We start from the raw sequence: 14,147 nt of genomic DNA, 5'->3' as shown, positions 1-14,147 counted from the left end.
TCGACGGTGTCCTGCGGTGAGGTTCCGATCGAGATCAGGGCGGCCATACCGGGACGTCATCCCAGGGCAAGGTTTCCCCGCGCGTCAGGCCGCGGCAGAACTCCCGGGTCAACCGGTGGGGCCGGACCGGTCAGGAGGTGGGTCCTGCAAAGGGGCCGTCGGCGCTGAACATCCGCTTGACGAAGCGTTCGACGATGCGCCGGTGGGTGGCGGTGTCCGGGTGGAGTTGGCCGGGCAGCGGCAGCTCCGCGGAGTCTGCCTCGCCGTAGAGGTCGAGGCCGTCGAGGTGGTGCAGGTGCGGGTCGTCGGCCGCGCGCTGGGCGGTGATCCGGGCCACTCCTCGCGAATCACCCGGAGGGTGAGTTTCCCGCTCGCCTTCTCGGCCGGGTCGCCGGTGGCCTGGAAGCGCACCTGTCCGGTGACGAGGGCGGCGAGGTCGAACGTGCCGGGGCCGGGGTGTCCTCGTGGATGGGGCAGTAGATCGGGGAGACGACCAGCAGCGGTGTGGTGAGGTGGCCGTCGCGGATGGTGTCGAGGAAGCCGGCGTGGCGGGCCTCCCCCACCACGTATCGCGGACATCTCAGGATTCCCATACACCGCCGCAACAGCCCCTGGTCTTTGGTGGAGGGCGACATGCGGCGCCTCGGTGCGCGCCGGAACTCAACGGGAGAGGACCGTCGCCATGAACTCTGACCCGGTACCTGGTATCCGCCGGCGGCAGCTGGTCGGGTGGGCCGGATTGGCCGCCGCCGGGATGGGCGCGACCGCCGTGCCTCTCACCCCCGCCGCGACCGGCTACGCCGCTCCGGACACGACCGGCTCGGTCCGGCACGACCGGATCCCGCCGGACACCCGGCCGGGCGGCGCCTACGACCGGTACGTGGCGCGGCTGGCCGCGGAGGGGAAGTTCTCCGGTGTGGTGCTGCTGTCACACCGGGGTCGGACGGTGTTGTTCCGCAGCTACGGCATGGCCGACCGGGAGCGCGGAATCCGCAACCACGAGGGAACCGCGTTCACCCTCAGCTCGGCGGGCAAACCGTTCAACGCGATCGCCATTCTGCAACTCGCGCAGCGGGGCATGTTACGGCTGTCCGACCCGGTAGGCCGGCACCTGGACGGCTTCGCCGGGGACATCAGCGAGAAGGTGACCATCCACCACATGCTCACCGGCACCTCCGGCCTGAACACGCCCGAGGAGGACATCCGCCGCGTCTTCCAGAGCCGGCAGGAGGTCCACGACTACCAGGAGCGCTGGGCACGACAGTCGAAGCTGGTGGGCACCCCCGGCCTGCCCAACGGGTTCCACGCCGGCGCCGAGACGGCCATCCCCGCGCTCATCGTGGAGGCCGTGAGCGGTCAGACGTACTGGGACTACGTCGAGGAGAACATCTTCCGGCGCTGCGGCATGACCGACTCCGCGTTCTACACCCGGCCGCAGTGGCGCACCGACCGACGCCTCGCGCACCCCTACCTGACACTGGCTGACGGAAGCCAGGTGGACGCCCTCCGCAACCTGGACGAAGGCAGCCCGTACGAGTACATGCGCGACCGGAACCCGGGCCGCGCCTTCATCGACGCCATCGGGGACGGCGGCTTCGCCACTGCGCCGGACCTGGTCCGGTTGGCCCGCGCGCTGGGCGACGGCACGCTGTTGGATCGGCCCTGGTCGGACGTGCTCACCGCGCCCCGGATGCCGCTGGGCCCGACCTCGTTCGGCACGTACGGGCCGTCGGCCGACATCGTCGGCGGCCAGTGGGTGATCCAGCGCGCCGGCGGCAACCCTGGTGTCTGCGCCAACTGGAGCATCTACCCGAACAGCGGCTGGGTCGGCGTCATTCTCGCCAACTCCGACGACACGCCGCTGGTGGAGCTGATCGGGCGAGAGACGCAGGCCGTCACCGGCGCCGCCCCCGGCGACGGATCCGGTGGCTGAGGTGCACGGCATGCCACGGTCAGCACGGGCCCGCCGTACGTCGAGGATCGCGCTTTTCGCTCTGGCGGTCCTCGGCCTGGCGGGGGCGGCGTTCGCCGTGCGGCGGCCGCTCCTGATGGCCGCTCCGGCGTGCCGGGCCGTGCGGTGGCACGGCTGTTTCGACACCGAGAACGGCATTCTGCTCATGATGCTGGTCGGGCTGCCGCTGGCCGTGCTGGTGGTGGGGGCCCTGGCAGTGGGTCGCCGGGCCGCGGGCGTCGCGTCGGCGTGGCGGATGTCGCTGGCCGAGGTCGGCATGGTGTACGGGACGGTGCCGTTCGTCTGGATGACCCTGATGCCGGGCCCCGGGGCCGGCGTCGTTCCGGGCCGGGTCAGCCTGATCCCGCTCCGGGACCTGATGGAGATGGGGCCACTCGGGATCATCGGCAACCTGCTGGTCCTCGCCGCGTTGGGGTTCTTCGCGCCGCTGCGGTTCGCGACGCTGGCGTCCGTGCCGCGGCTCTTCACGCTCGGCGCGGGCTGCTCGACGGTGATCGAGACATTGCAGTACCTGCTGCGGCTGGACCGGGTGTCGTCCGTCGATGACGTGTTGATCAACGCCGCCGGCGCCGCGCTGTTCGGGCTGATGTCGCGCCGCTGGTGGCGGACCACGGCGCTCGTGTCGGACCGACCTCGTCCTGTGCCGGCACGGGCAGACTGAGTCGCATGCGCGTACTGATCGTGGAGGACGAGCCCTACCTGGCCGAAGCCGTCCGGGACGGTCTGCGGCTGGAGGCGATCGCCGCCGACATCGCCGGCGACGGCGACTGCGCCCTGGAGCTGCTCAGCATCAACGCCTACGACATCGCGGTGCTCGACCGGGACATCCCCGGAACCTCTGGTGACGAGGTCGCCCGGTGCATCGTCGCCTCCGGCAGCGGCATCCCGATCCTCATGCTCACCGCCGCCGACCGGATCGACGACAAGGCCTCCGGTTTCGGGTTGGGCGCCGACGACTATCTGACCAAGCCGTTCGAGCTGCGGGAACTCGTCCTGCGGCTGCGAGCGCTTGACCGCCGGCGGGCGCACGCCCGGCCCCCGGTGCTTCAGATCGCGGGGCTTCGCCTCGATCCCTTCCGCCGGGAGGTCTTCCGCGACGGACGCTACGTGGCGCTCACCCGCAAGCAGTTCGCCGTGCTGGAAGTCCTCGTCGCCGCCGAGGGCGGCGTCGTGAGCGCCGAGGATCTGCTGGAGCGCGCCTGGGACGCGCACGCCGACCCGTTCACCAACGCGGTACGGATCACTGTCTCCGCGCTGCGTAAACGGCTCGGTGAACCCTGGGTCATCGCCACCGTGCCCGGCGTCGGCTACCGCATCGACGCGGCATCAGCGACCGGAGACGAGCGTGGGTAGGAGGTCGGGGCTGAGTGTTCGGGCCAAACTGACCCTCAGCTACGCCGGCTTCCTCGTGCTCGCCGGCGTTCTGCTGCTTACCGCGGTGTGGGTGTTCCTCCTGCGGTACGTTCCCGACCGGGCCATGCTCATCGTCCCCGGCGCCACCGACACCCTCACCCCCGGTGTCTTTCCGGTCCGGTCCAACCTCCTGCGGGCCTTCGCGCCGAGGGCCGCCGAGACCTTGGCTTTCCTGCTGGCGTTCGGTCTCGTCGGAGGATGGGTCCTCGCCGGCCGGATGCTCGCACCGCTGACCCGGATCACGGATGCCGCACGGACGGTCGGGACCGGATCACTGTCGCGGCGGATCCGCATGACAGGCCGACGGGACGAGTTCCGTGACCTCTCCGACGCGTTCGACACGATGCTCGAACAACTTGAGTCCCACGTCGCCGAACAGCAGCGGTTCGCCGCGAACGCCTCCCACGAGCTGCGTACCCCACTGGCGATCTCGCGGACACTTCTCGACGTGGCCCGCAGCGATCCCACGCGAGTCGGCGACGAACTGATCACGCGACTGCACGCGGTCAACCAGCGGGCCATAGACCTCACCGAGGCGCTCCTGCTGCTCAGTCGCAGCGACCGCGGCATCGTGACCCGCGAGCGCGTCGACCTCTCACTGCTCGCCGAGGAGGCCGCCGAGACGCTGCTCCCTGTCGCCGAACAACGCGGCATGACGTTGGGTGTCAGCGGTGAAGCGGCCCCGACCAGCGGCTCGGCGGAGCTCCTGTCCCGCATGGTGATCAACCTTGTGCAAAATGCCGTCGTCCACAACCTGCCCGCTGGTGGCGTCGTGAAGGTTCGCACCGGAACGCACAGCGGCACCAGCGTGCTAGAGGTGGAGAACACCGGTCCCCCGCTCCCGCCGGACCTGGTGCCGACGCTCACCGAACCGTTCCGGCGGGCAACGCAACGGGTGCGGACCGACGAACATGTCGGTGCCGGCCTGGGCCTGGCCATCGTGCGCAGCATCGTTCACGCCCACGAAGGGGCCCTCGACCTCGTCCCTGCCAACGGCGGCGGGCTCATCGTCACGGTGCGGCTTCCTGCTCGGCCCGCAGGCGCCCGACGTCGAACGGTTCACCGCATACTCGCTTCGATGCCGACCGGAGGTGAGCCGGGTCCGCACTCTTTCCCCCTAGCCGATCCGGGCGGACAATGATCCGCGGGGGCGCGGGCAGCGGTCGGCGCCCGATCGCGGGGAGCATGGTGGACGGTCGGTTGCTGGTCGGCAGGATCGCGCGTGTGGTGCACGCGCTGCGCGGCGGTGACCGCCCTGGCGAGGTCCGGGTAGTGGTGGACGGCATCGCGCACTATTACCTCGCGTACGCATCGATGCCGGTCCCGGCCGGCTCAGAGGTGCTGATCATCAACAACCGTGGCGCGCGCCAGGTCGACGTCGAGCCATGGCCCACCGTTGCCGAGGGTGAGGACCCCCGGTAGGACAGAAGGGTCGTCCAGTGTTCGGATACCGCGTGCCCGCCCCGAACGAGGCGTTGCTCATCAGCGGACGCAAACAGCGGGGAGCGGATGCGCTGCCTTTCAAGATCGTCACAGGTCACGGCGTCTTCGTGGTACCGGTCTTCTCCAAAGCCACCAGGCTCACGCTGGCCATGCAGGAGGCCGAGGTCGTGGAGGACTGCTACACCAAGCAGGGCATCACGCTGACCGTGCAGGCCGTCATCGCGTTCAAGGTCGCTGACGACCACGAGTCCATCGCCGCAGCCGCCCGGCGTTTCCAGGGCGACCAGAGCCAGATGCCCACCCTGGTCGGGCGGATCTTCAGCGGCCACCTGCGTAGCATCATCGGCAGCATGACCGTCGAGTCGATCATCCGCGAGCAGCAGACCCTCGCCGACGCCATCGTGGACGCCAGCAAGACCGAGATGGCCCGGATCGGCCTGGCCGTCGACTCCCTCCAGATCAGCAGCATCGACGACAAGGGCGTCGGCTACATCCGGGCGCTCGCCGCGCCGCACCAGGCCAAGGTCGACCAGGACGCGAAGGTGGCGCAGGCCGCCGCAGACCAGGCCAGCGCCATGGCGCAGCAGGAGAGCGTGCGGCACCAGGCCGAGTACGCCCGACAGACCGCGATTGCCCGCGCCCAGTATCAAGCCGAGATCGATCAAGCCCAGCAGACCGCGGCGCAGGCCGGTCCGCTCGCGGCAGCGCGCGCTCAGCAGGAGGTGCTGGTCGAGCGGGCTGTGGTGGCTGAGCGCAACGCTGAGCTGAGGCAGGCCGAATTGATCGCCGAGGTGGTTCGTCCCGCCCAGGCCGAGGCCGAGCGGATCCGCACGCTGGCCCAAGCGCAGGCCGATGCCACCAAGCTGTCCGCCGAGGCAGCCGCCGCGCAAAACCGGATCGCCCTGGACCAGCGGATCATCGAGCAGCTGCCCGACATGCTGCGCGCCGCGGCCGCGGGCCTGCAAGGCGCCAACGTCACCGTGCTCAACGGCGCCGACGGCCTCAACGGCGTGGTCGCGTCGCTGGCCGGCCAAGGTATGGCACTGCTGGACGCCGTCCGCAGCGGGATCGCGCCGACCGCCGGAACTCCCGTGGAGCGGACGGCGGTGAACGGGACGCCGGTCTCCACCAACTGACTCGACAGGTGCGGACCGGCCGCCACGTCGACCGGTCCTCGCCGACGAGATCGCCCGGCGGGTCGTCACCAGTTCACCTTGGCCACTCGCACCGCTCAATCTCTCCGGGAGTCTGCCCGTACACCTCTGGGGCGAGCAGAAGAAAACGAGCCAGCGGGGGCACGGTCGGGTCAGCCGCCGCCGCTACACGCGCGGCGCGGCTCCACTCCGTTCTCCTGCGCGCGGGTAGAACGTCCTTGATCGCATGAATGAGTCCTCGCATGACGACGAGACTCATAGTTCAACCATGCTTGAGGTCAAGCTTGCCCCTCGGTGAGGGGTGCGGGCTCCAGCACGTCGAAACCGGTCTACGCAGACACTCCCACCGCGGTGACGGTGTCGCTCGATCTCTTTTGGCCTTCGATGCGGCAAATCCAGCGCTATCGGCTGTGAGGCTCACTCAGGCGGATGACGACCGTGGCGCCCTGGCCCTCACCGAACTCCCAGCCGGCGATCACTGTGCTGCCCGGCAAGTCGGCGATCGGCCGGAAATCGCCCGGGCATTCACCGGGGCCGAGGTAGTAGCCGCCGGTAGAACGTGCCCAGCGAGCGTCGAGGCACAGTCCACGAAGGTGCCTTCGCAGCGCATCGTCGCCGACCTGGTCCAGGACCGACTGCCAGCGAGGGTCGACCACACTCACATCAGGCTCGACGTACCCGTGCCGTACGAGGCTGTCGCCGATGTCGCAGAGGCCGTCTGGAGCGCTCATCGTCCACGTCGCCGCCCGCATCGCGTCCAGCAGCGATCCGTCCGTCCGCGGCCGCAGGAGCAGACAAGGATATTGCCGATAGCCGTCAGGGCTGAGCTCGTCGAGACTCAGCGAGCCAGCCTGCAACGCCCTGCCGATGTCCCTCCCCCACACCAGGGCCCGACCGTCGTCCGTCGTGACGGTGAGCAGCGGCTGGAGCGCGGCGGGACGCACGTGCGTGGCGATGAACGCCGACCTGGCCAGGTCGGGCACCCAGCGGCCCGGATCGAGCCACTCACCGCCATTGTCGCCGGACCTCCCGTCAACCTCGGCGACAAGTTCCCCGGCATCAAGGTCCTCGAGCGCATCGCCAGCGGTCTCGTCGTCGTAGTGGAAAACCGCGTACGTCCCCGCCGCGTCGAACTCCGCCAGCGGCCGGCCGAGCATCAACCCGAACGCGTGACCGAGCAGGTCGTCCCAATGGGACACACCATCTCCTTCCGATAGCTGCTGCCTAGCGTGACCGGCAACCCCGCGACCACTCACACGTGATGATGCCAGCCCCGCATCCGAGGCCGCAGAGCGCAGGGGGGCGAGACAGCTCCACCCTGTCGTTCTTGCTTGCGGATCCGCATGGGTTCCATGGCGGCTCTCGACCGCCCTGACGACCCATCCGCTGATCGGCGCTAGCACTTGTCGTGCGGGTCCAGGATGGAAGGCGAGTTTGAGTGGTTGGCGGGACAGCTGCCACCTGCGGCTTGTAGTGCTCGGAACGCCGCGTCCGCGATGATCTCGTTTCCGCTGGCGTTAGGGTGGTCGCCGTCGTTCTGAAGATCGCCGGTCGGGTCGCGCCCGTTGGTGGGCCCCTTGAGTGGGATCTGCGTGTCGACGTATATCGCCGCGGTCTCTTTCGCGACGTCGTTGATCACCTGGTTGACGTAGTCGGTGGCCTGCTCGCTGGCCGTGGTGAACGCGCTGCCGCGTGCTGCGGCGACCGCGCCGTCGACGGTGATGTTCCAGTAGCCGATCAGGGCGACGACCGGGTGATGTACCCCGGCTTCGGCGGCGGCGATGATTCGCCTCAGGTTGCTGTGCAGAGTCTGCAGAGCCGGTTGATAGCAGGCTGCGCCGGCTGTTCCGCACTCCATGATCGCTGTCGTATCGAGGTCGTTGGCACCAACTTGAATGAGGACGAGGTCGCTGGCGGCGAGGTCTGACGACACGAGGTCGTCGCGGACCGCGTCGGCCACGTCAGTGCTGGTGGCGCCGGGTTGGGCGTCGTTGTGGACGAGGACCTCGCGGCCTGTAGCCGCCGTGATCCGGTTGGCGAGGGACTGGACGTACCCGGCGCAGGCGCATCCATAGCCGCTCGGCACGGAATCTCCGAGGGCCACCATTGACGAGCTCGAGACCGTCGGCGCCGGCTGAAGGCTGACCCGCTGCGATCCGCAGGCGGCGACGCCGGCGACGGTGAGAGCCAGACAAGCCGCGACGACCGCGTTGAGGTGCGCTCTGCGCTCAGGCATGAAAGCCCGGGAGAGTGCCACCGAGCCAGGTTAGCGCGGGCGTGATGAGTGGCTGCCACACAGCGAGTCGGTGTCCGCCCTCGGGTAACACGGTCGCGGTGACGGCTGTGGGAGAACGGGCTACGCGCAGGAATTGCGCGGTGCTCGGATAGGAGAGGCTGTCCTGCCGCGACGTCATCACCCAGAGGGAAAGCGGGACCGGATGCCGTGACTCGAGCCGAACGAGGTCGTACTGGGCCAGGTCAGAGGTGGCCGGGATGTAGTGCGTGCCGAAGTCGGGTCGGAAGTAGCCTTGGAAGACGACGGCGGCGCCGAAGAGGTCGGGGTGTCGGAGGCCCAGGGAGGCAGCGCACCATCCACCGTAGGAGTAGCCCGCTGTGGCCCAGGAAAGGCGATCGGTGCGCACCCGGAAGTGGGCGATGACCCACCGCGGGAGGTCATGGGAGAGCCAACTGTCGATCTGCGGCTGTCCGGGGCCGCCGTCGACACATTCGGTGTCCAGTGAGCGGGGGACGTTGATCTGCGGGATGACGACGATGCTGGGGGCGAGGCGGTGCTGGCTCACGAGGTGGTCCTGCACCGACAGGATCCCGGTCCTGAGATATGAGTCGGGCGTGGCGGGGAAGCCGTGCAAGCCGATGATGACCGGGTAGGTCCTGACACTGGCGGGGTTGTAGCCCGTTGGTAGCTCGACCAGCACCTGAGCGGCTCCGGCGACGTCGGGCGAGGACACCGTGTACCTCTGAAGTCTCTGACCGGGTGCTGGCAGGGCAGGGAGCCGAGCGGGGACCTGTTGCCCTGCCAGACCGGCGCCGGGAAGGCGCGGCGTCTGCGCGGCGGCGGTGTTGCCGAACGTGTGCGTAGTCGCGTGGTCGGATGATCCGAGAAGGTCAGGCCATGAGGTGTAGAAGAGGTACTGGTTGTTCAGTGTCAGGCCGCAGAGAAGCACGACGAGGGCGCTGACGCTGACCACGCGGGCGGCGCGTGTGAGCATCTGCAGGTCCGTGCGACGCGGGCGAGGCTTGTCGATCACCGCGAGGGCGAGCATGCCGACAGCGAGGACGCAGACCGCTACGAAAAGTGCCGGGCTGGTCAGACCCACGTCAGCCTCCTTAGCCGATGAATGGTGCGCCATCCTGAGATGAAACCGATGCCCGGACCGGCGGTGACAGGCATCCCGATGTCCAGGGCATGGAGGACGTCCTCGGCAAGGTCCGTCGCCCCCGCGGTCGCCCGCTGCTGCGCTGACCGATTGCGCTATGGGCCGCGTCGGCTGATCGTCAGGGTCGGTGCGGTCGCTGTGATCCGTGAGCCGGTCGACGTCGTCACTGGTCCCGTCGATTCGGCATCGATCATCAACCTCATCATCGTGCTCTCCCGAGCGGTCTATGGTGGCCGCGACACGGCTGCCAGCAGCCGCAGGTGAAACAGCTTCCGACACAGGATGCGTGCTGAACCTGAGATGATCCTGAACCTCCGGCTCCTTCAGGCGCGATGCAGGCCACGCGACCGGCCCGGCGTGGTAGCCGCGAGCGCGTCACCATCTGCGGCGCCGGCGGTGTCCGGGTAGAAGAGGCGATCTTCTGGTCGTCCGCGTGAAACCCGCCGCAGTCGGGTCTTCGGCGATGGACGGCAGCTTTCCAGACGGCGTGACGGATGAAGTGCGGCTCGGCGCTCCCGGCGGCGCAGTGTCGCCTGCCGCCGTCGACATCGTCCGGCGGCGCAGCCAGGTGGCCCGGCACGGCCCGGATCGTGGTCAAGGGCCGGACGAGAGCCACCGCCGCTTCCCGCCTGACAGGCACATGACGTCTCCTCTGAAGTGCCGGACGGGAAGGCCCCGAGCGGAGACGATCATCTCCAGGTCGGGCCTCTCCGGCGCCTCGTACCCGATCGCGCACGAGCGATCAGCCGACCGAATTTCAGAGGAATTCTCTCGCAGGTTTCAGTCAGGTCGTACACCGATGGTTCTCAGGCTCACCGGTGACGATGACCCGTGGGACGTTCGTTGGCTTCGGCTACTCGTTGACGCGGGCAGGCCCCGGCAGATCACGTGGTTGCGGGCATGGTGGAGGCGAAGAATGGCCGTTCTCGATCATCTGGCGGATCCCGATGCAACGGGATATGGCGGGATGGATGAGGTTCCCGACTGCCTGGTCGTTGAGGTGCCCTCGGGTGGCTCCGCGTTGGTGGTCAGTGACATGCATCTGGGCCAGCAGATGTCGTCCGCCTCGGCGCGGCTGGAACGGAATCTGGGAGACCGGCTGGAGCGGTGGTCGGGACCGGGAGTGCTGGTACTCAACGGCGATGTGGTGGAGCTGTGGGGCGAACCCGGTGGCACGGTCGCGGGGGCCTTGGATGCTCATCCGCGGCTGACGGCGGCGCTGCGGGCCTTCGCCGGCGAGCCCGGTCGTCGGCTCGTGGTGGTGGTGGGTAACCATGACGCGGCCCTCGCATGGGACAGCGCCGCGGCCCGGACATTGCGCGAGCAGTTGGGTGCGACGTGCACGTTGTCGGTGGATCTGGTGTTCGGGACCACGTCGGGCACCCGCACGATCCGCTGTGAGCACGGGCATGCGTTCGATCCGGCGAACGCGTTGCGGGATCCGCGTAACCCGCTCGATTCCCCGCTGGGGCAGCACATCGTGCAGGAGGTCTTGCCGGAGCTGCACAGGACACCGTTGTTGGCGGATGCCAGCGCCCTGGCCGATCCGAACGAGGTGGGGCGTTTCCTGGCGTCACGTTTGGTGTATCGGCAGCTGGCACCGCGGGCAGGGTGGCTGCTGGCACCGCTGGCCGTGGCGGTGCTCGGGCGCATCCCGGTGATCGCGGCTGCGTCGCTGCGGTCACGAGTGGTCGCGGATGCGCCGCGCTGGCTCGTCGCCCTCGGAGTGGGACTGGTCCTCGATGTGCTCGCACTGGCGATCATCGGCGTGTTGGTGGCACGCGGGGTGTACGCGGCCCTGGCCGGCAGCCGGTTCGGCCCGCGCGGGGCACGACTGAACGCGGTGGCCCGCACTGCCGCCGCATCCTGGGTCGAGCGGGGCTGGGCGGGTCTGATCACGGGGCATACCCATCAGCCTGAGCTGACCCGGTTGGTCGACGGTTTCTACGCCAACAGTGGGTGCGCGGCGCGGGTGGTGGTGGCGCGTCGGTCCTGGTGGCTGCTGCCTCCGGTGTTCCAGGCGGTGTTGCGCTGCGGCTGGGTGGAGGTGGACGTCATCGGTGATCTGCGGGTGCGGCTCGTGCAGGGCGAGGTGTGCGCCGGGGAGGCGACGTGGCTGGAGCGACGCCTGATCCGGGGCGACCGTCTGGCCGGCGGTGAAACGCGGGTGGTGGCGGCCCTGCCGGGTGACGCGGAGTGGCCGTTGCGGGATCCGGCGCTGCGCCGGCACGCGCGCAGCGCACGTACCAGGGTGGTGGCGGCGGTCGCGGTCGCCGCGGTGGCGGTGTCGGGTCTGGTGTCGGCGGTGGTGCCGCCGCTGCGGCCTCGGTTGGCGGCGCTGCTGATGGTCATGCCGGTGCAGGCGCCCCAGGCCGCGGTAGCGGCGACGGTGTTCGCGAGTGTGGCGTTGCTGGTGGTGGCGTGGGGTCTGCGTCGGGGCCGCAGCGTCGCCTGGGTCGCCGCGGTGGGTCTGCTCGTGGGTTCGGCGGTGCTGCATCTGCTCAAGGGGTTGGACGGGGAGGAGGCGCTGGTCGCGCTCGCCGCGGCCGGATGGTTGGCGTGGCACCGGTCGGCGTTTCCGGCGCACCCGCACCGCCGGCACATCCGGATGGCCGCCCTTCTGCTGTTGGCGGGTATGGGAGGGGTCACGCTCCTGTCGCTGGTGGCGGCACGGGTCGCCGGCGCCTCGGCCGAGGTCACGCTGCGAGCCGCCCTCGGGCGTCTGATCGGTGACACGGCCCGACCACTGCCCAGCCCGACGCCCATGATCACCTCGGCATTGGCAGCCCTGGGCCTCAGTCTGTTGATCGCGCTCGGTTGGCTGCTGCTGCGGCCGCAGCTGGTGTCCGGTGCGTCCCCCAGCGACCGGGCGGCGGACCTCGCTCGCGCGCGGGCGATCATCGCCCGGCACGGAGGAGACACGTTGGCCTACTTCGCGCTCCGAGAGGACAAGTCGTTCTACTTCGTCGGCGACTGTGTCATCGCGTACGACGTGCGTGACGGTGTGTGTCTAGTCTCGCCGGACCCGATCGGGCCGGCGCAGCAGTGGGTGGAGGCGTGGACGCAGTTCCTAGGTCACGCCGACCGGCACGGATGGCCGGTCACCGTGGTGGGGGCGGCACCGGGATGGCTGCCGGTCTACCAGGCGGCCGGTATGCGGGCGTTGTATCTCGGCGACGAAGCCATCGTCAACTGCAGCGCCTTCACCCTCGAGGGCCGCCCGATGAAGGGTCTGCGCAGCGGCCACCACAAAGTCGCCCGCGCGGGATACACGGTGCGCTTCCACGATCCGGCGGCACTCCCCGCCGCACTCGCCGAAGAGTTGCGGGAGCTGGCCGCGCAGAGCCGGCAGGGCGACACCGAGCGCGGCTTCTCCATGACCCTCTCCCGCCTGTTCGACCCGCGGGACACCGGTCTGCTGCTCAGCGTCGCCTACGACCCGTCGGGGCGCCCGGACGCCTTCTGCCACTGGGTGCCGGCGCCCGACGTGGCCGGCTGGTCGCTGGACGTGATGCGCCGCCGCACCGACGTCGAGGTGCCCAATGGTCTGACGGACTTCGTCATCATCGAGACGATCCGTCACCTGAAGGAGCGCGGCCAGTGGGGGCTGGGGCTGAACTTCGCGGTCATGCGGGCGGTGCTGGCGGGCGAGCGGTCCGCGGGGCGGATGGGTGACGTGCAGCGCCGCCTGCTGCAACGGGTCGGGGCTGACACGCAGATGGCGTCGCTGTGGCGATACAACGAGAAGTACCACCCGATGTGGCGGCCCCGGTACGTGGTGCTGGCCGGGTTGGACAACGCGCCGTCGCAGGGTCTGGCGATCGCTGTCGCAGAAGGGGTCCTGGACCTGCCCGGTCGGCGGACGAGACGTCCCGGCGGAGCCCGTGGACGCGGACGTGACGCTCGGCCCGTCGGCCAGCCGTCGTCGTGACCCAGTCGACCGCCCTGGCCTGCGCGGTGGGCAGCGCGTTCGGCTACGGCATCGGATCGGTGCTGCAGGCAGGCGGCGCCCGCCGCGTGCGGCGTACCCGGCAGGTGGTCGCTCATCCCCTGTACCTGGCGGGTCTGGTCGCCGACCTCGTCGCCTGGCTGTTGTCGCTGGCGGCGTTACGCCGGTTGCCGGTGTACCAGGTACAGGCCACGGCCGCGGGCTCCCTGGCGGTGACGGTGGTGGCAGCGCGGCTGCTCTGGAAGGCGCCGCTGCGACGCCTCGATGGTGCCGCTGTCGTCGTCACCACCGCGTGCCTGACAGTCATCGCCGCCAGCGCCGACCCGCGATCGGCACCGCCGGTGACACCTACGGTGGTCATCGCGCTGGTGGCCGGCGCGGTCGCCGTCAGCGCCGCGGCGGTGGCCTGCGCGCGACATCAGTTGCCAGGCGTGCAGGCGGCGCTGGCCGGTGCGGCGTTCGCCGTCTGCGCGCTGTGCGCCCGTGCGCTACCGGTTCCTCCGCACACCCTCAGTCACCTCGGGCACACCGTCGCCGTCGTCGCCGCGACACCGCTGAGCTGGGCGTTGGTCGTCTCCGGTGCGGTCGGCACGATGTCCTATGCGCACGCGCTACGTCTGGGCGGCGTCGGCGCGGTCACGGCAGTGCTGTGGAGCGTCGAGGTGGCCGGCGGTGCCACGGCGGGTTTCCTGGCCCTGGGCGACAGGGTCCGCCCCGGATGGGCGTTGCCCGCCGTGCTCGCGATTGTCGGCACCCTGGCCGCGGCCGCCGTGCTCGCCACCGCCGCGCCGGCAGCCGAACCGCCGGTGTGAGCGTTC

Annotated in this window: 12 protein-coding genes; 8 read left to right on the top strand and 4 right to left on the bottom strand. The window is 69.9% G+C overall.

Features of this window, described 5'->3' with window-relative positions:
• Positions 1-130: 130 nt before the first annotated feature.
• Positions 131-337 carry a hypothetical protein gene (locus tag MRQ36_RS28960; protein WP_242799916.1) on the bottom strand — a complete coding sequence of 69 codons (207 nt, stop codon included), beginning with the start codon at positions 335-337 and terminating at the stop codon, positions 131-133.
• A 345-nt stretch (positions 338-682) separates the two neighbouring features.
• On the opposite strand from MRQ36_RS28960, the gene MRQ36_RS28955 reads away from it, so the two are divergent.
• From MRQ36_RS28955 to MRQ36_RS28930, 6 genes are read left to right on the top strand one after another with little or no spacing between them, the layout of a single operon-like run.
• Positions 683-1,933, top strand: coding sequence for a serine hydrolase (locus tag MRQ36_RS28955; protein ID WP_242799915.1), 1,251 nt, complete (start codon positions 683-685; stop codon positions 1,931-1,933).
• Positions 1,934-1,943: 10 nt separating this feature from the next.
• Entirely contained in the window at positions 1,944-2,633 is a 690-nt protein-coding gene (locus MRQ36_RS28950; RefSeq protein WP_242799914.1) for a VanZ family protein, read from the top strand.
• Between the two features lie 5 nt (positions 2,634-2,638).
• Positions 2,639-3,325 (top strand): response regulator transcription factor, encoded by a 687-nt coding sequence (locus tag MRQ36_RS28945; RefSeq protein ID WP_242799913.1) that lies wholly within the window; start codon positions 2,639-2,641, stop codon positions 3,323-3,325.
• Complete coding sequence (locus tag MRQ36_RS28940; protein WP_308194933.1) at positions 3,318-4,526, top strand: HAMP domain-containing sensor histidine kinase; 1,209 nt, start codon at positions 3,318-3,320, stop codon at positions 4,524-4,526. Before MRQ36_RS28945 ends, MRQ36_RS28940 begins: the two co-directional genes overlap by 8 nt.
• A gap of 44 nt (positions 4,527-4,570) precedes the next feature.
• Positions 4,571-4,807 carry a hypothetical protein gene (locus MRQ36_RS28935; protein ID WP_242799912.1) on the top strand — a complete coding sequence of 79 codons (237 nt, stop codon included), beginning with the start codon at positions 4,571-4,573 and terminating at the stop codon, positions 4,805-4,807.
• A gap of 17 nt (positions 4,808-4,824) precedes the next feature.
• Complete coding sequence (locus MRQ36_RS28930) at positions 4,825-5,964, top strand: flotillin family protein (protein ID WP_242799911.1); 1,140 nt, start codon at positions 4,825-4,827, stop codon at positions 5,962-5,964.
• A gap of 419 nt (positions 5,965-6,383) precedes the next feature.
• On the opposite strand, the gene MRQ36_RS28925 is transcribed toward MRQ36_RS28930, so the two are convergent.
• The 3 genes from MRQ36_RS28925 to MRQ36_RS28915 form a co-directional block, all read right to left on the bottom strand.
• A complete protein-coding gene (locus MRQ36_RS28925; protein ID WP_242799910.1) occupies positions 6,384-7,181 on the bottom strand; it encodes a hypothetical protein in 798 nt (265 codons plus the stop codon).
• A 197-nt stretch (positions 7,182-7,378) separates the two neighbouring features.
• Complete coding sequence (locus MRQ36_RS28920) at positions 7,379-8,239, bottom strand: SGNH/GDSL hydrolase family protein (protein ID WP_242799909.1); 861 nt, start codon at positions 8,237-8,239, stop codon at positions 7,379-7,381.
• A complete protein-coding gene (locus tag MRQ36_RS28915; RefSeq protein WP_242799908.1) occupies positions 8,211-9,320 on the bottom strand; it encodes an esterase family protein in 1,110 nt (369 codons plus the stop codon). The genes MRQ36_RS28920 and MRQ36_RS28915 overlap by 29 nt, the downstream gene beginning before the upstream one ends.
• A gap of 976 nt (positions 9,321-10,296) precedes the next feature.
• Between MRQ36_RS28915 and MRQ36_RS28910 the strand changes: the two genes are divergently transcribed.
• On the top strand, positions 10,297-13,311 hold the full coding sequence (locus MRQ36_RS28910) for a phosphatidylglycerol lysyltransferase domain-containing protein (protein ID WP_242799907.1): 3,015 nt from the start codon (positions 10,297-10,299) through the stop codon (positions 13,309-13,311).
• A 26-nt stretch (positions 13,312-13,337) separates the two neighbouring features.
• The gene (locus MRQ36_RS28905) at positions 13,338-14,141 is read left to right on the top strand and encodes a hypothetical protein (RefSeq protein WP_242799906.1); all 804 of its coding nucleotides are present in this window, start codon (positions 13,338-13,340) and stop codon (positions 14,139-14,141) included.
• The last annotated feature ends 6 nt before the right edge of the window (positions 14,142-14,147 follow it).

Source organism: Micromonospora sp. R77 (genome assembly GCF_022747945.1).
Taxonomy (GTDB): domain Bacteria; phylum Actinomycetota; class Actinomycetes; order Mycobacteriales; family Micromonosporaceae; genus Micromonospora.
The sequence above is the reverse complement of the archived record's forward strand: the minus strand, read 5'-3'. Positions and strand labels throughout refer to the sequence as shown.